Genomic DNA, 15818 nt, shown 5'->3' on the forward strand with positions numbered 1-15818 from the left:
TCACGAGATTTCCGGTGGCGCGAAAAACTGTTAGTGAGTAACAATAGTTCTCATGTCATCCTTTCTGTTTCGTGTAGGACGGTTCTCTTTCCGCCACAAATGGTGGGTTCTCGGTGTGTGGATCGCAGCCCTCGCTGTCGTCTTCTCTCTGATCAGCGCACTTTCGCCGAAGTTCGCGCAGGACTTCGAGATGCCGGGCACCGACGGCGGTACCGCGATGGAGCAGATGGAGGAGTACTTCCCCGCTGTCAACCAGCAGCAGACTGAGGCGTCGACGAACATCGTCATCGCCGCCGACGACGGGCTGGCGAAACACTCCAGCAAGATCGGCTCCCTGGTCGCCGATCTGAAGAAGCTGCCGAAGGTCACCAACGCGGACGCGATCGCCAACCCGGTCGCCGTCGCGCAGGCGATGCCCGACAAGGCCGCCGCCGTCCTCGGTGATGACGGCCGCGTCGGCTTGATCGCGCTTCACCAGAGCATCGACCTGATGGATGTGACCGTCGACGACAAGGACGCCGTACTCGATGTCCTCGCCGAACACCGCACCGGTGGCCTTCAGGTGGAGGCGACCGGCGGCGTGATGTCAGCGTCAGAGCAGGGCGGAGCGGCCGAGCTCATCGGCTTCGCGATCGCTTTCGTCATCATGATCCTGGCATTCGGCGCACTCATCGCTGCCTTCATCCCGCTGGTCACCGGCATCGTCGGCGTAATTCTGACGATCGGCCTGCTGACACTGTCGGCCGAATTCATGTCCATCAACGAGACAGCGACCGCGATCGTCATGATGCTCGGCATCGCCGTCTCCATCGACTACGCGCTGTTCATCGTCTCCCGCTATCGCACGGAACGCGCTCGGGGCGGTGATCCCGCAGATGCGGCCGCCAGAGCCGTCGGAACGGCAGGCACGGCGGTCGTATTCGCCGGCTTGACCGTCGTCATCGCCGTGGCCGCCTTGATGGTCATCGGCATCCCGCTGATCACCCAGATGGGCATGGGTGCCGCGGTCGCGGTCGTCGTCGCCGTCCTCGGCGCACTCACCCTGATCCCCGCGCTCCTCGGCGCGTTCGGCAAGTATGCGTTCACCCCGCGCATTCCGTGGATCAAGCAGGCCGCACCCGGGCCGGACGCGCAGACGCTCGGCACCAAGTTCGGCAAGTCCGTGACCAAGCGTCCGCTCCCGTTCATCGCGGGAGGCCTGGCGATCCTGATCGCTGCGGCAGTCCCGGTCAGCGGGATGAAACTCGGCATGGACACTGTCTCCGACGACCAGGTGGCGGGCCAGGAGCTGATCGCTCAAGGATTCGGCGAAGGCGTCGGCGGCGAACTGTACGTCGTCCTGCACACCGACCAGGGCACAATCGACAAGGTCGCCACCGGCACGCTCGACGGCATCAAGAAACTCGACGGCGTCGTCGCACCGGACACCATCGCATGGATGGGTAACGGCACCACCGATCCGAAGAATCCGAACGTCGGCGCCGACAGCGCCATCATCGTGGTGACCCCGGTCAGTTCCCCGTCGTCGGATGAGACGCACACGTTGATGAACGAGATCCGCGATCTCGCTCCGGCTGCCGAAGCTGCGGGCGGTGAGCTTCACGTCGGTGGCCAGACGGCCATCATGTCTGATCTGTCGGCCAAGCTCGACTCCGCGTTGATCCCGTATATCGCCGTGGTCGTCGGCCTGGCGTTCCTGATCATGATCGGCGTGTTCCGGTCGCTTTGGGTGCCGCTCATCGGCACACTCGGCTTCGTGTTCTCGGTGCTCGCCACGTTCGGCATCACCTCGTGGATCTTCACCGACGGCGCGCTGGGTCTGATCGACCACACTAAGCCGCTCCTGTCGTTCCTGCCGATCTTCCTGGTGGGTGTGGTGTTCGGTCTCGCGATGGACTACCAGGTGTTCCTGGTGACCCGAATGCGTGAGGAGTTCATGCACGGGATGAGCGCCAAGGATGCGATTATCGCCGGATACCGTCACGGCGCCCGTGTCGTCAGTTCGGCAGCCGTCATCATGATCAGCGTGTTCGCGGCGTTCATGCTGGCGCCGGACACGACGGCGAAGATGATGGGCTTCGCGTTGGCCGTCGCCGTGTTCTTCGACGCGTTCATCATCCGGATGGTCGTCGTTCCCGCGCTGCTGGCTCTCCTCGGCGACCGCGCGTGGGGTCTGCCGAAGTGGCTGGACAAACTGGTCATCGACTTCGACATCGAGGGCAGCAAGGTCCGTGACGCGGGCCTGCTCACCGCGAACGAGGAACTGGTCGAGGCGAAGTAGCCCCAGATGTCTGAGACACCACTTCACGCCGCGGCCCCGGGGAACCCCTCGGGGCCGCGGCCAGGTCTACGGGAACGCAACAAGGCCCGCACCCGCGACGCCATCCGCACGGCGGCGATGTCCCTGTTCGAGCAGCAGGGCTATGCCGCGACGACGGTCGCGCAGATCGCGGAGGCCGCCGATGTCAGCCACACCACTTTTTTCCGCTACTTCCAGAGCAAGGAGCAGGTGGTCCTGTCCGACGACCTCGACGAGGTCCGAGCGGAGTTGATGACGTCGATCGAGCCGGGGCTGGGTCGGTTCGACTTGGTGCGCAGGCTCATCACCGAGTTGTTCCGGGCCGGCAGCGACGACGAATGGGCGTCGAACCAGGACAGGTTCCGGCTCATCCAGACCGAGCCGGCACTGGTCACCGCGCAACAGTCCCAAGCCGACCAGGCGCTCATCGAGATGCGCGAATACATCGCCGATTATCTCAGCGTTGCGGCCGACGACATCGGACTGCGCGTGTTCATCGCGGCGTCGGCCGGGGTCTTGTTCCATGTGGTCGGCCATACCGGCGGCGGGGAGATCCCGACGCTCGAGGATTGCCTCGAGGCTCTCGACCTACTCGAAGCTGGCCTGCCCGTCTAACGGACGACCGCGGCAACGGGCATTCCGGGCGCACCATATACTCCCGACATGACGTCCCCCGACATGTCGCTCGGTCCGTACCGCATCGTCCGGCTACTCGGGCGCGGCGGTATGGGCGAGGTGTACGAGGCGGTCGACACCGTCAAGGACCGCGCGGTCGCACTCAAAGTGTTGCCCGCCCACCTCGCCGAAGACGCCGAGTACCGCACCCGATTCCTCCGCGAGTCGCAGACCGTCGCTCGCCTCAATGATCCCCACGTCATCCCGATTCACGACTTCGGTGAGATCGACGGGCGACTGTACCTCGACATGAGGATTGTGCACGGTCGCGATTTGCGCTCGATTCTGCGCGACGGCCCGATACCGACTGACCTCGCGGTCGACATCGTCGGCCAGGTTGCGGGCGCGCTCGACACCGCGCACGCGTCCGGCCTACTGCATCGGGACGTGAAGCCCGAGAACATCCTGGTCGACGACAAGGGCTTCGCCTATCTCGTGGACTTCGGGATCGCGCAAGCCGCGGGCGCCACCCGGTTGACCCAGACCGGCACCGCGATCGGGTCGTTTGCCTATATGGCGCCCGAACGGTTCGCCGACTCGGTGAACCTCACACCGGCCGCCGACGTCTACTCGTTGGCGTGCGTCCTCTTCGAAGCCGTGACCGGAAGGCCGCCCTACGCGGCGACGAGCATCGAACAGATCATCAGCGGACACTTGACTCGGCCGATCGCATCGACCGGTACCGTCCTCGATCCGGTGATCGCGGCGGGCACCGCGAAAGATCCCGCGCAGCGAATGCAGACGTGCGGCGCCTTCGCCGCTGCCGCCCGCGACGCCGTCGCCGGACGCCACCTACAGACGCTCCCCGCTCCCATTCCACCCGCGCCCACTCCCCCGGCCCCCACACCGCAGACTCCCCTGCCTCGACATCCTGGGCGGACCGGCGGCGGCCGCGTCGCGCTCGTGGCGACCATCGTCGTCCTCGTCGTGACGTTGCTCGCGGGAGGCGTCTGGTTCGCCGTCGACCGAAGCGGAGACGGCTCGCAGGACACGGTCGCCGACGGCTCAACGACGCAGCCTGTCGAGAGTTCGCGGACACCAACGACGACTACCGTCACCGAGACCTCACCGGCCCCCGAGACCGTGACGCGGCCCGCGGAGACGACTGAAACGCCGCGCGCTGTCGGCGACCTCGGCCTATCCACTCCGATCAGCACACCACCGTGCGACGGACGGACAGTCACCGTCGTCTACTCGGCGATCACCCCCGGCGCATATGCACGCGAGGTGGGCGACACGCTGGCCCGATACCCCGGCTCCGAGTACCTGCGCACCGACCAGTCGTGCTCGTCACTACGGCAGAGCAAGGAGGGCAACCCGATATACGCGGTCTACTTCGAAGGCTCGTCGCTCGCCGACACCTGCGCGACCACAGCGCAACACCCAGGCTCGAACGCGCGTCGTCTCGACGACGTCACCGCTGTCGGCGTCGATATCTGCTGACGGGGGTTTATTCTCGAACGATGAGTGGCTTGTGGGATGCGATCGGCCACTACTGGTGGCTCATCTTCGTCTTCGGTGGGTCCGTGGGCGGCGTGATGCGCGGGTTCAGCGCGTGGAACGAACGACGCGCGCAACGACGACTGGAGCGCTACCGGATCAAACAGGAGGCGTCCGTGGCACGCGTACACGCGCAGAGCCGTGGACTCCTCGATGAGGAGGCCGTGCGATCAGAGCTCGCGGCGGCTGTCGCCGAGCACCAGCACGCCGACGACACCTGGTTCGCCTACGAGACCGACCTGGCCACGCTCCTCGACTATCCGATGCTCGTCGATCTACGCGAACCGCTCACCGAAACTTTCCACCGCGATCGCAGCCGCGCCGACCTCCTCCGTCCAGCCCCCGATTCCACCGACGCCGCCGCAGTCCGCGCCTATCGGGACGCTGTCCACGCCTACTCGACGTCGCTCGCGGTCGCCGAACAGGAGGCCAGACGTCGCCGCCGCGGCGACTTCAGTCCCGTCGAGCAGGAGCGCCTCGCGAAAGCCCAACGGCTGCTCGCGCTCGCCATGAACGACGCGGCGTCCGGCGAGGAACGGCGCCAAGCGTACGCACACGCGAGAACCGCACTCGACGGCCTGATCGCGCTACCGGTCGAGGGCGCAGCCGCACTCGAGCGTCGTGTTCGGGCTGCGATCGAACATGGTTAGCGCGGACCCGACGCACCTGTTCATTTTCACAGGCTACGATCCAGGCGTGCTGGAAGATCTCAACAAGAAGGCGAAGAAGGCAGGCCTTCACGTCGCCACAGGCAAGAAGACTGACAAGTACAGCGTCCGCAAGGTGAAGAACGGCAAGTTGGTCGCCAAGAACATCAGCGCGGACGAGGTGCGCGATGTGATCAAGGAGTACAGGTAGACCGTGTTCGGGCCTCGCTCGATCCAGTCTGCCGTCTCCGCGACCGGTAGTTTCGTGTTGAATCCGTCACGTGGACTCACCGACCTCCGACGTGCAATCGGCCGTCACGCGAACGACTGTTACGCGACCGGCAAGGCGACCCGCGACGGCGACCTGACCGGCCGCACGATCGTCGTCACCGGCGCATCGTCAGGCATCGGCGACGCGGCCGCTCGCCTCCTCGCTTCTCGCGGCGCCGAACTCGTCCTCGTCGCGCGCGGCCTCGACGGCCTACGGCAGACCTGCGACGACATCACCGCCGCAGGCGGAACAGCACACCCGCGCACCGCAGACCTCGCCGACCCCGCCGACGCTCGACGTCTCGCAGCCGAAATCCTTGAGGACTTTGGGACGCCCGACGTCCTCGTCAACAACGCCGGCCGGTCCATCCGCCGGACCACGCTCGACACTGTCGATCGATTCCACGATTACGAGAGGACGATGGCCGTCAATTATTTCGGTCCCGTCGCCCTGACTCTCGGGCTGCTGCCCGCGATGGTCGACGCCGGACGCGGCCAGATCGTCAATGTCGTCACGTGGGGCGTCCACGCCGGTTCGATGCCGAAGTTCGGCGCGTACCACGCGTCTAAGTCGGCGCTCGCCGCGTTCGGCCGATCCCTCGACTCCGAGTGCACGGGCACCGGCGTCTGTGTCACGCAGGTCGGATTCCCACTCGTGCGGACCCCGATGATCGCACCGACCGAATCGTACGACGAGGCCCCGGCGTTGACGTCCGAGCAGGCAGGCGCATGGATTCTCCGCGCCGTGCTGGATCGTCCCGCACAGTTGTATCCGCGCTACGCGTCGATCCTGCACGCGGTCGGCGACATCTCCCCTCGCGCGGTTGGCCGCATCATCGGACGCCTCGGCATCTGACCGACCGACCGTTCCTCGTATGATCGCCCCATGACCGAGCATCTGAATCGCCGCGACATCGACTTCATGCTGCACGAGTGGCTCGACGTCACCTCGCTGACCTCGCGACCGCGCTTCGCCGAGCACTCTCGGGACACGTTCGACGCGGTCCTCGATCTGTCCGAAGACATGGCAACCAGACTCTTCGCGCCCCACTACAAGTCGGCCGATCAGACCGAACCGTATGTCGGCGACGACGGCAAGGTTGTTCTCCTGCCCGACATCGGTCGTGCCCTCTCGGCGTTCGGGGAGGCCGGCCTCCTGGCTGGCACGTTCGATGAGGCCCTCGGCGGCATGCAGCTGCCGAACACTGTCGCCCGCGCGTCGATGGCGTTCTTCCAAGCCGAGAACGCGCCGACCACGTCGTACGCGTTCTTGACGGTGGGCAACGCGAATCTGCTGACGACGTACGGGACACCGGAACAGATCGATACCTGGGTGCGCCCCATGCTCGAAGGGCGGTACTTCGGCACCATGTGCCTGTCCGAGCCGCAAGCCGGGTCGTCGCTCGCCGACATCACGACGAAGGCCGTGCCCGCCGACGACGGCACCTACCGGGTGACCGGAACCAAGATGTGGATCTCCGGCGGCGATCACGAACTGACCGAGAACATCGTCCATCTCGTGCTGGCGAAGGCACCCGGCGGCGACCCCGGTGTCAAGGGGATCTCGCTGTTCGTCGTTCCCAAATTCCTGCCGGACGGAAGCCGCAACGATGTGGCGCTCGTCGGTCTGAACCACAAGATGGGGAATCGCGGCACCACCAACACGCTGCTGAACTTCGGCGACGGAACGTATGCGGCCGAGGGAGCCCCCGCGGGCGCTCTCGGATACCTCGTCGGTGACGAGCATCAAGGCTTGAAGTACATGTTCAACATGATGAACGAGGCCCGCATCGGGGTTGGCTTCCTCGCGACCGCACTCGGCCACGCCGGATACCGCGCCTCGCTGGAGTACGCGAAGGTCCGCACGCAGGGCCGCCCCGTCGACAACAAGGATCCCAAGTCGGCTCCGATCCCGATTATCGAGCACCCGGACGTCGCTCGGATGCTGCTGGCGCAAAAATCGTATGTGGAGGGCGCGCTCGCGCTACTCCTGTACTGTTCGTCGCTGCTCGACGAAGAGACCACCGGCGACCCGGAGGCTCGGGACCGCACCCACTTGCTCCTCGAAGTGCTGACGCCGATCGCGAAGAGTTGGCCGAGCCAATGGTGCCTCGAGGCCAACAGCCTCGCTATCCAGGTGCACGGCGGGTACGGGTACACCAAAGAGTTCGATGTCGAACAGAACTACCGCGACAACCGGCTCAACCCGATCCATGAGGGCGCGCACGGTATCCACGGTCTGGACCTGTTGGGCCGCAAGGTGATCATGAACGGCGGCGAAGGCCTCGCCGTCCTCGTCGAAGCGATCGGCGCGACCATCGCCAAGGGAAGAGACGCAGGCGACGAGGCCGCCGAGCACGCCGAGTCGTTGGCCGAGGCCGTGGGCAGGCTCGGCCAGGTGACCGCCGCGGTGTGGGCGCCAGGCGATCCGAAGCTCGCTCTCGCCAACGCGACGGCCTACCTCGAAGCGGCGGGCCACGTCGTCGTCGCCTGGATGTGGCTGGAGCAGGTGCTCGCCGCCGACGCCGCAGCATCACCAGAGGACGACTTCTATCAGGGCAAGCGTGCGGCGGCCCGCTACTTCTACGCTTACGAGCTGCCTAAGACGGCCGTACAGTTCGACCTGCTCGAATCGCTGGATCGCACCACGTTGGACACCGACCCGGACTGGTTGTAACTCCTAGGAGGCCGTGTGGTCGGCGACCCAGCCGGTCACATCTTTGAGCACCTGGTCTTGCTCGGGCTCGTTGAATATCTCGTGGTACAGCTCCGGGTAGATCGTCAATGTCACGTCGTCGCCACCCGCCAGACGTGACGCCATGCGGCTGCCGTCCGGATTGGTGAGGACGTCTGCGCCGCCGTGCAGAATGAGTGTCGGGATAGTCAGGGACCTGAGGCGATCCGGGTACGTCTTCATCTCGGTGATGAGGGCTCCCCCGAGTCCGGCGCGGATCCCGCCGTGCCAGACGAGCGGGTCGGACTCGTAGGCGGCGACGACCGCCGGGTCCCGACTCACCCCGGACGCGGGCAGCGCTGTGGCGGGCAGCCACGGCGCGATCTTGCCGATCACCGGAGCCGCTTTCACCATGATCGCGGAGAGGTCTTCGCCGGGGACCAGCGCAGCCCCGGACAGGATCAGCCCAGCCAATCCGTCTTGATGATCGAGTGCATACGAGAGTGCGATCGCACCGCCCATGCTGTGTCCCAAAAGGAAGCGCGGTCCGTCGACGTCGATCGTAGAGATCACCGTGTGCAGGTCGGCAGTGAAGTCGCTGAAGTCGGTGACACCGAGACGTTTCCCGTCCGACCGACCGTGGCCTGCGTGGTCGGGCGCGACGACGACGTAGCCGAGATCGGTGAACTTCCGTGCGACGTGGTGGTAGCGACCGGCGTGCTCGCCGAGCCCGTGTGCGAGGACGACGACGCCCACCGGTTCGGTGTCTGGCCGGTGGACGTCGTAGACGATGGTGTTGCCGTGGCGGCCGCCGACGGACGAGGTCTCGATGCTCATCTAGCGAGACTAGCGTGCGACCGAACCGATCCCGGGTCAATCGCGACTGAGAAGGCCAAGCCTGCCGATGATCGCTCGACCAGCGGATTCGACGACGCCGAGGGGACGGATCGCCGCCTCCGCGACGAGCACGACCTGTTCGACGCGGCTGGTGACCGCTTCGAGGCGGCCGACGACGGTCGCCATCTGGTCGACCGTCGCATCCACCTTGCTCAGGGTCGCATCCATCGTCGCGATGGTCGCGTCCATGTTGGCGAGCGTCCCGTCCAGGACTGTCGCGGTCTTCGTCAGCCCCACCAGGAGCGGTCCCATGTCGGCGAGCAGCGACTCGACTTGCCCGACGGTCTGGTCGGCGTTCATCGCCGCCTGCGCGAGCTTGCGGATCCGCTGGCGGTCGTCGCCCCGGTCCGGTGGGTTCGTGGCCATGTCTGAACCCTACGACGCCGAACGGCGGTCCACCGTCACTCCGCGGTTGCGCCGAACTTGAACTTCCCGTTCTCGAACAGAAGCGGATACAGAAGTCCACCGATCAGTCCGCCGACAAGAGGCGCCACCCAGAAGGCCCACAGCTGGCCGGGAGCCCCGTTGCCGTTGAAGAACGCGACTGCCGTGGAGCGCGCCGGGTTGACCGACGTGTTGGAGATCGGGATGGAGATGAGGTGGATCAACGTCAGCGACAAGCCGATCGCCAACGGACCGAAGCCCTTCGGTGCGCGCGACTCCGTGGAGCCGAGAATGACGAGGAGGAAGAACGCGGTCAGGATGACCTCGGCGAGGAGCACGGCTGCCAGTCCGTAACCACTCGGCGAGTGGTCGCCGTAGCCGTTGGCCGCCATGTTGCCGGTCGCGTCGAATCCGTCCTTGCCGGAGGCGATCGCGAAGATCGCCGCGCCAGCGATCAGCCCGCCGACCACTTGGGACACCCAATAGCCGGGCACATCCTTCCAGGGGAGTCGCCCGCTGACGGCCGCGCCGAGCGTCACGGCCGGGTTGAAGTGGCCGCCGGAGATGTGGCCGACCGCGTACGCCATGGTGACGACGGTCAGACCGAATGCGAGTGCGACACCGAGGAAGCCGATGCCGACTTGAAAGCTGGCGCGGGTACCCTCGTCTTCCGCGATCACCTTGGCTGCGAACACCGCGCTGCCGCAACCGCCGAAGACGAGCCAGAATGTTCCGAACAGTTCTGCCAGCCACTTGGCGGGCGTCGATACCACGTCACTCATGCAAATGCCTCCCGATCTGATGATGCGACCGATACCGTTCGGCACCGGCAGTCCCGACAGGCGAACACGCCCTGCAGCCAAGTATCGCCACGAATTTGACGCGCTATGAGCAGGACGACCAAATCGGCGCGTCACGATTCGGAATGAACTCGGCATAGACGCTGTTACTCCACCAGATAGTTCAAATTTTAAGGAACTGGAGAAGCCATGCCTGCCGTGACCGCCAACACCCTGACCCTGCCGCAGATCTCCGCCGCGCCGCTCGACGCGACCGAACGCACAGTACGGACCGTGACGACCGGCCCACGCGGCTACGAAGGCGAAGGGTTCCCCGTCGTCCGCGCGTTCGCAGGCGTTCACGCCCGCGACCTGGACCCGTTCATCCACATGGATCAGATGGGCGAAGTCGAGTACCAGCCCGGCGAGCCGCGCGGCACCGACTGGCACCCGCACCGCGGCTTCGAGACCGTGACCTACATGATTGACGGCCGCTTCCAGCATCAGGACTCCACCGGCGGCGGTGGGCTCATCGAGAACGGTGCGACACAATGGATGACCGCCGGAGCCGGCATCCTGCACATCGAAACCCCGCCTGCCGAACTCGTCGAATCAGGCGGCACCTTCCACGGCGTCCAACTGTGGGTCAACCTACCCTCGTCCGACAAGTTCCTCACCCCGCGCTACCAGAACCTCGAAGGCGAGCAGGTCCTCCTACTCGCGTCCGACGACGGCGGAGCCCTCGTACGCGTCATCGCAGGCGACCTCGACGGCCACCCCGGCCCCGGTTCGACGCACACACCGATCGTCTTCGCCCACGCGAGCATCTCGCCCGGCGCACAACTGTCGGTGCCGTGGCGCCCAGACTTCAATGCCCTCGTCTACGTCCTGTCCGGACGCGGTACCGTCGGCGTCGAGAAGCGACCCGTCGAAGGCGGGCAACTCGTCGTCCTCGGTGCCGGCGACCGCATCACTGTCGCCGCCGACACGAGTCAAGACGCCAACCGTCCGGCGATGGAGGTCCTGCTACTCGGGGGACAGCCGATCCGCGAGCCCGTCGCGCAGTACGGTCCGTTCGTGATGAACACCCGCCAGCAGGTCATCGAAGCCATGGAGGACTTCCAGGCCGGACGTCTCGGCGTCGTCCCCGCCGACGCTCTGCGACCGCACCGTGCGGGCGGCAGGCAGTGACCGCTGACGACGATCGCAGGCCCGCCGCGTGGCGACTGTTCATCGAGAACAGTGTCCGCGTGCAGACCGCCGTCGACGAACGCCTGCGTGCCTCGAACGACATGACACTCAGCGATTACCACGTGCTGCTCCTGTTGTCTGAGGCACCCGAGCACCAGATGCGTATGCGATCGCTGGCCGACCGCATGGTGTTCTCGGCGTCGCGCCTCACCTATCAGATCGGCGCGCTCGGCAAACGCGGCTGGGTGTGCCGCGAACCCGTCCCCGGCGACGGACGTGGTGCGTTCGCTTGCCTCACTGACGCTGGGTTCGACGCCTTCTCCGCCGCCGCCCGACAGCACAGCCGCGACGTCGACGAACTCTTCTTCGCCGGGCTCACGCCCGACGACGGCTCCGCGCTCGAAACCGTCCTGACCCGTCTCGCCGCCCACCTCGACTCCACCCACCTCGATACCCCCACCTCGATACCCTCTGAGGAGCAGCCATGATCACGGTGATCGCTTCCGCCGACCGCCACCACTGGGCAAACGAGTGGCTCACCTCCCGACAGTCGTTTCCGGCCACCGGCAACTACGACCTGTTCGGCAACGCGCACGGTGTGCTGGTGGTCCACAACGACGATGTCGTCGATCCAGGCGAAGGACTCGACGCACACCACCACGAGAACATGGAGATCATCACCTGGGTACTCGATGGCGCTGTGACGCACCGAGACTCGGTAGGCAACACCACCACGCTTCAGGCCGGCACGCTCGGCGCGATGTCGGCCGGCACCGGTATCACTCACGGAGAGGCCAATGCGTCGACGCGGGCCGAAGGCCGACCGCTGCGTGTGGTCCAAATGTGGGTGGCCCCGCACACCGACGGACTGCCACCGCGTCAGTCCGAGCACCGGTTCGACGACGCACTCGAAGCCGGGCGGCCCGTGGTCGTCGCGTCGGGACGTCCCGAACACGCAGGGTCGAACGCCGCGCCGATCGCGAACCGGTTCGCCGCACTTCACATCGCGCGGCCGCTGCCGGGAACCGGCGTCACCCTGCCCGCAGCGCCGTTCGGGCATCTATACCTCGCGCGCGGGTCTGCCGCGATCGACGTCGACGGCGAACATCATGCTCTCCGTGATGGAGATGCGGTGCGGCTCACCGATTCCGGCGAAGTGCAGGTGACGGCCGCCTGCGACGCAGTGCGGTCCGAGATCCTGTACTGGGAGATGCACGCGAGCTTCGATCTCATGGGATCCTGAAGAACATGACCACGGTTCCGTCCACCGAAAGCCTCTCCTCCTCCATCGCCGAACTCATGGGTCGCGCGCACAGCGACCTCGCCACACTCGTCTCGTTCCCCTCGGTCCACCTCGACTCATCGAAGGCCGATGCGTCGACGGCGAGCGCCGGATGGGTCCGTGACGCGTTCGCCGAACTCGGATTCGACGTCGAAGTGATCGTCACCAGCGACGGCTCCCCCGCCGTCGTCGGATACCGCGCCGGACCGGAGGGCAGCCCGACCATCGCCCTCTACAGCCACCACGACGTGCAGCCCGCAGGCGACGACGCCCTCTGGTCGTCGTCGCCGTTCGAGCTGACCGAACGCGACGGCCGCTGGTACGGCCGCGGCAGCGCGGACTGCAAGGGCAACGTCGTCTCTCATCTGACGGCGTTGCGGGCCGTCGGCGATGAGCTGTCGTGCAACGTCCGGATCATCATCGAAGGGTCCGAGGAGGCCGGCGGCGAAGGCCTCGACGACCTGGTGCACAAACGACCGGAACTGTTTGCGGCCGACCTCATCCTGATCGGCGACGCCGGAAACGTGGCAGCGGGCCTGCCGACGTTGACGACGAGTCTGCGTGGCGTGGTGAACGTGAGAGTCACCGTGTCGGCGCTCGAGACAGCAGTCCATTCCGGTGCGGCGGGCGGGCCGACTCCCGACGCGATGGCCGCACTCGTCGCCGGTCTCGCCTCGTTGCGGAACTCCCGCGGCGACACCGTCATCGACTCAGTCGACAACACCCAAGAGTGGGGCGGCGTCGTCTACTCCGACGAGCAGTTCCGCGCCGACGTCGGAGCACTGGACGGCACCGAGATCCTCGGCAGCGGCAGCCCCGCCGACATGGCGTGGGCGCGCCCGGCGGTCACAGTGATCGGCATGGACGCGCCGAGCACGGCCGACTGCGCGGCCGCGATCATCCCGCAGGCGTCGGCGATGCTGAATCTGCGCATCCCGCCAGGCATGGAACCGCAGCCGACGTACGACGCACTGGTCGCGCACCTGCGCACACATATTCCATGGGGTGTGCGAGTCGAGTTCGAGCCGGACGCGTTCGGCCGTCCGTTCCGGGCTGCGACTGACGGTCCCGGGTATACCGTGCTCACCGATGCGATGAAGGCGGCGTATGGGACGGACGGAGTGTTCTACGCCGGCCAGGGCGGTTCCATCCCGCTGTGCACGGTGCTCGCCGAAGCTCATCCGGACGCCGAGATCGCGCTGCTGGGCGTCGAAGAGCCGCTCTGCCACATCCACGCGCCAGACGAGAGCGTCGACCCGGAGGAGATCCGCCGGACCGCCCTCACTGAGGCTGTCGTGTTGACAACCTTCGGGCGAAATTAGCAGTCGCCGACCGGCAGCTTGTTCAGGTTGGCCGAGATCCATTGGCCTATTCGGTCGAGCATGGCGGTCCCGTCATCGAACGTTCCGCTCGACGGCAGGGCCGCCATGCTCACCGCGAATGCGCCTCGCGGCGTGGTGACGACTCCGAGCTGGCGTACGACATACTTCCCCGTTGCGTCGGACACCGGCCCCCAGCCGCCTTTCACCGCGGTGGTGACACCGCGTTTGCGCATCGTCTTGACGCCCCACTTCTGGTTTCCCTCGACGGTGCGCATATAGCCGAGCACGCGACCGGAGTCGGGTAGGCACGGAAGGTGCGCACCGAACACGGACTGTCGGGCGAGAGTCCAGTCGGTGTAGCCGGGAAAGCTCGACGGCCGGGAGATCGACGACAGGACGCGAGTGTCGCTGTCATGCTCCTCTTCGAGCACCTCGGACACGCGCTGCACGGCGAGTCGATCGCCACCGAGGGAACCCCACAAGCGTTCGGCCGCGGCGTTGTCGGACGCGCGGATCGCCGAACGGATGTCGCCGACCACAGCCTTCCCGTTCGCGCGTTCGGCAGCGATGGACACCGGCACCTTCAACGTCGACCACGCGCGCGCGGTCTTGACGGTGCCAAGGTTCACTGTGTCGTCGGTGCCGACGGGGGTGATCGCCAGACCAATCCGCCCCGGAATGGCTTTCGTGATGGTGCGCGACCGCCGGTTGAAGCTCTTGACGAGATCGACCTGCGACGCGTGCGGGGAAAGTCGTGGGAGCACGTTCGGCATCGGGATCACCGGAGCGGCACCGGCGGTGCCGGCCCCGGTCGAGATTCCACCGGCGAGCACTGCTGCGGCGAGTACGGCACCAGCACCGCGCACCACCGACCTACGACGAATCACAAAAACCCCTTAAGTAACACCAATAACTTGTGCCACTCTAGTCACAAGGGTGGGGTCGGCCAATCCGCGTGGCCCACCCGATGCACGGGCGTTGCCCGACCGTTACCGGCAGCGACCGGATGGCAGCGAAGCAAGGTGTCGTCCAACCCAGGCCCCGACTAGATTGAGTGCAGCAATACCTGAATCCATCGAAGCGCCAGGCGAATACGTACTCATGGCGACGGCCGCGCGAGCACCGTTACGCAACGTCACAAGCCCGACCTGCCGAACGATGTACCCGCCGGTCGCACTCGGACCCCAGCCACCCTTGACCGCGGTCGTCCGTGAGGGGATTACCTCGACCCCCCACTGCTGGTTGCCCGCGACCTGCCCCATGAGGGAGACGAGATGGTCACTGTCTGACAGGCACGGAAGGTTCGCGGTGAACGTCGCCGCGCTAGTCAGGGGCCACGTCGTTTGGCCGAAGATCGTGTACTCGGGGCGCAGTTTCGACGAAGGGACAGTCGTCCGCTCGTCGCCGCCGTCGCGTAGCACGGCGGTGACCGCTGCGGCAGCCTGCTCGTTGGATCCAAGTGACGCCCACAGCGATTCCGCCGCAGAGTTGTCGGAGTTGATGATGGCCGACGACTCGGCTTGACTCGGTCCGTTCGCACGTTCGGCGGCCAACGCGAGCGGCACCTTGATCGTCGACCACGCGACCTGCGGATCCTGGTCACCGAACGCCATCGCCTCGCCTCCACCGACCGGAACCACGGAGAGGCCGACCGGCTGCGACACAGGCAACGCACCGAAGCTTGCCGTGAGTCGCGCCTTCCCCTGCGGAGCCGACGCCACAGACGTCGAGGTCGCGACTCCCCCAGATGTCGACGACGTGGCCGTCACGACCTCGGTGACCGTCGCGACCGACGCCGATTCGGAGTCCGACCCACAGGCTGCGAGCGACGTGGCGGCCATCGCCGCGACGAGTGCGATTCCAGCGGTGCGACGTATCGATGCCACGCGTGCATCCCT

The 15818-nt window shown here is 66.2% G+C and carries 16 protein-coding genes; 11 read left to right on the forward strand and 5 right to left on the reverse strand.

The genetic code is table 11. The features are described from left to right. Window positions 1–52 precede the first annotated feature (52 nt). The 7 genes from MP11Mi_RS02370 to MP11Mi_RS02400 are packed head-to-tail and all read left to right on the forward strand — an operon-like array spanning window position 53 to window position 8068. Window positions 53–2281, forward strand: coding sequence for an MMPL family transporter (locus tag MP11Mi_RS02370; RefSeq protein ID WP_420040724.1), 2229 nt, complete (start codon window positions 53–55; stop codon window positions 2279–2281). Between the two features lie 6 nt (window positions 2282–2287). After that, a complete protein-coding gene (locus MP11Mi_RS02375; RefSeq protein WP_420040725.1) occupies window positions 2288–2914 on the forward strand; it encodes a TetR family transcriptional regulator in 627 nt (208 codons plus the stop codon). A gap of 48 nt (window positions 2915–2962) precedes the next feature. Continuing rightward, window positions 2963–4417, forward strand: coding sequence for a serine/threonine-protein kinase (locus MP11Mi_RS02380; RefSeq protein WP_420040726.1), 1455 nt, complete (start codon window positions 2963–2965; stop codon window positions 4415–4417). Between the two features lie 20 nt (window positions 4418–4437). Next, window positions 4438–5124: a hypothetical protein gene (locus MP11Mi_RS02385; RefSeq protein ID WP_420040727.1), complete on the forward strand. Its 687-nt coding sequence runs from the start codon at window positions 4438–4440 to the stop codon at window positions 5122–5124. Between the two features lie 46 nt (window positions 5125–5170). Beyond that, the gene (locus tag MP11Mi_RS02390; protein ID WP_420040728.1) at window positions 5171–5332 is read left to right on the forward strand and encodes a hypothetical protein; all 162 of its coding nucleotides are present in this window, start codon (window positions 5171–5173) and stop codon (window positions 5330–5332) included. 3 nt (window positions 5333–5335) lie between these two features. Beyond that, window positions 5336–6247, forward strand: a complete 912-nt coding sequence (locus tag MP11Mi_RS02395; protein ID WP_420040729.1) for an SDR family NAD(P)-dependent oxidoreductase — start codon at window positions 5336–5338, stop codon at window positions 6245–6247. A gap of 30 nt (window positions 6248–6277) precedes the next feature. Continuing rightward, window positions 6278–8068, forward strand: coding sequence for an acyl-CoA dehydrogenase (locus MP11Mi_RS02400; protein WP_420040730.1), 1791 nt, complete (start codon window positions 6278–6280; stop codon window positions 8066–8068). A gap of 3 nt (window positions 8069–8071) precedes the next feature. Here MP11Mi_RS02400 and MP11Mi_RS02405 read toward each other — a convergent pair whose 3' ends face one another. Genes MP11Mi_RS02405 through aqpZ form a run of 3 tightly spaced genes read right to left on the reverse strand, consistent with a single transcriptional unit; the run spans window position 8072 to window position 10128 of the window. Beyond that, on the reverse strand, window positions 8072–8902 hold the full coding sequence (locus tag MP11Mi_RS02405) for an alpha/beta hydrolase (protein ID WP_420040731.1): 831 nt from the start codon (window positions 8900–8902) through the stop codon (window positions 8072–8074). Between the two features lie 36 nt (window positions 8903–8938). Continuing rightward, a complete protein-coding gene (locus MP11Mi_RS02410) occupies window positions 8939–9328 on the reverse strand; it encodes a hypothetical protein (protein WP_420040732.1) in 390 nt (129 codons plus the stop codon). Window positions 9329–9363: 35 nt separating this feature from the next. Next, window positions 9364–10128 (reverse strand): aquaporin Z, encoded by a 765-nt coding sequence (aqpZ, locus tag MP11Mi_RS02415; RefSeq protein ID WP_420040733.1) that lies wholly within the window; start codon window positions 10126–10128, stop codon window positions 9364–9366. Between the two features lie 207 nt (window positions 10129–10335). On the opposite strand from aqpZ, the gene MP11Mi_RS02420 reads away from it, so the two are divergent. From MP11Mi_RS02420 to MP11Mi_RS02435, 4 genes are read left to right on the forward strand one after another with little or no spacing between them, the layout of a single operon-like run. Continuing rightward, window positions 10336–11316 (forward strand): pirin family protein, encoded by a 981-nt coding sequence (locus MP11Mi_RS02420; protein WP_420040734.1) that lies wholly within the window; start codon window positions 10336–10338, stop codon window positions 11314–11316. After that, window positions 11313–11804, forward strand: coding sequence for a MarR family winged helix-turn-helix transcriptional regulator (locus MP11Mi_RS02425; protein WP_420040735.1), 492 nt, complete (start codon window positions 11313–11315; stop codon window positions 11802–11804). Before MP11Mi_RS02420 ends, MP11Mi_RS02425 begins: the two co-directional genes overlap by 4 nt. After that, window positions 11801–12559: a pirin family protein gene (locus MP11Mi_RS02430; protein WP_420040736.1), complete on the forward strand. Its 759-nt coding sequence runs from the start codon at window positions 11801–11803 to the stop codon at window positions 12557–12559. Before MP11Mi_RS02425 ends, MP11Mi_RS02430 begins: the two co-directional genes overlap by 4 nt. Before the next feature lie 5 nt (window positions 12560–12564). Then, window positions 12565–13920, forward strand: coding sequence for a dipeptidase (locus MP11Mi_RS02435; protein WP_420040737.1), 1356 nt, complete (start codon window positions 12565–12567; stop codon window positions 13918–13920). On the opposite strand, the gene MP11Mi_RS02440 is transcribed toward MP11Mi_RS02435, so the two are convergent. Then, window positions 13917–14807 carry a serine hydrolase gene (locus MP11Mi_RS02440; protein WP_420040738.1) on the reverse strand — a complete coding sequence of 297 codons (891 nt, stop codon included), beginning with the start codon at window positions 14805–14807 and terminating at the stop codon, window positions 13917–13919. The two genes, MP11Mi_RS02435 and MP11Mi_RS02440, sit on opposite strands and share 4 nt — an antisense overlap. A gap of 102 nt (window positions 14808–14909) precedes the next feature. Continuing rightward, entirely contained in the window at window positions 14910–15761 is an 852-nt protein-coding gene (locus MP11Mi_RS02445; RefSeq protein ID WP_420712859.1) for a serine hydrolase, read from the reverse strand. Between the last annotated feature and the right edge of the window lie 57 nt (window positions 15762–15818).

Source organism: Gordonia abscondita (assembly GCF_032711245.1).
Taxonomy (GTDB): Bacteria; Actinomycetota; Actinomycetes; order Mycobacteriales; family Mycobacteriaceae; genus Gordonia.

Excerpts from the sequence above, each read along its gene's own strand:
- MP11Mi_RS02370 (WP_420040724.1), top strand. The coding sequence starts at position 53 with ATGTCATCCTTTCTGTTTCGTGTAGGACGGTTCTCTTTCCGCCACAAA.
- MP11Mi_RS02375 (WP_420040725.1), top strand. The coding sequence starts at position 2,288 with ATGTCTGAGACACCACTTCACGCCGCGGCCCCGGGGAACCCCTCGGGG.
- MP11Mi_RS02380 (WP_420040726.1), top strand. The coding sequence starts at position 2,963 with ATGACGTCCCCCGACATGTCGCTCGGTCCGTACCGCATCGTCCGGCTA.
- MP11Mi_RS02385 (WP_420040727.1), top strand. The coding sequence starts at position 4,438 with ATGAGTGGCTTGTGGGATGCGATCGGCCACTACTGGTGGCTCATCTTC.
- MP11Mi_RS02400 (WP_420040730.1), top strand. The coding sequence starts at position 6,278 with ATGACCGAGCATCTGAATCGCCGCGACATCGACTTCATGCTGCACGAG.
- MP11Mi_RS02405 (WP_420040731.1), bottom strand. The coding sequence starts at position 8,902 with ATGAGCATCGAGACCTCGTCCGTCGGCGGCCGCCACGGCAACACCATC.
- MP11Mi_RS02410 (WP_420040732.1), bottom strand. The coding sequence starts at position 9,328 with ATGGCCACGAACCCACCGGACCGGGGCGACGACCGCCAGCGGATCCGC.
- aqpZ (WP_420040733.1), bottom strand. The coding sequence starts at position 10,128 with ATGAGTGACGTGGTATCGACGCCCGCCAAGTGGCTGGCAGAACTGTTC.
- MP11Mi_RS02420 (WP_420040734.1), top strand. The coding sequence starts at position 10,336 with ATGCCTGCCGTGACCGCCAACACCCTGACCCTGCCGCAGATCTCCGCC.
- MP11Mi_RS02430 (WP_420040736.1), top strand. The coding sequence starts at position 11,801 with ATGATCACGGTGATCGCTTCCGCCGACCGCCACCACTGGGCAAACGAG.
- MP11Mi_RS02435 (WP_420040737.1), top strand. The coding sequence starts at position 12,565 with ATGACCACGGTTCCGTCCACCGAAAGCCTCTCCTCCTCCATCGCCGAA.
- MP11Mi_RS02445 (WP_420712859.1), bottom strand. The coding sequence starts at position 15,761 with ATGGCCGCCACGTCGCTCGCAGCCTGTGGGTCGGACTCCGAATCGGCG.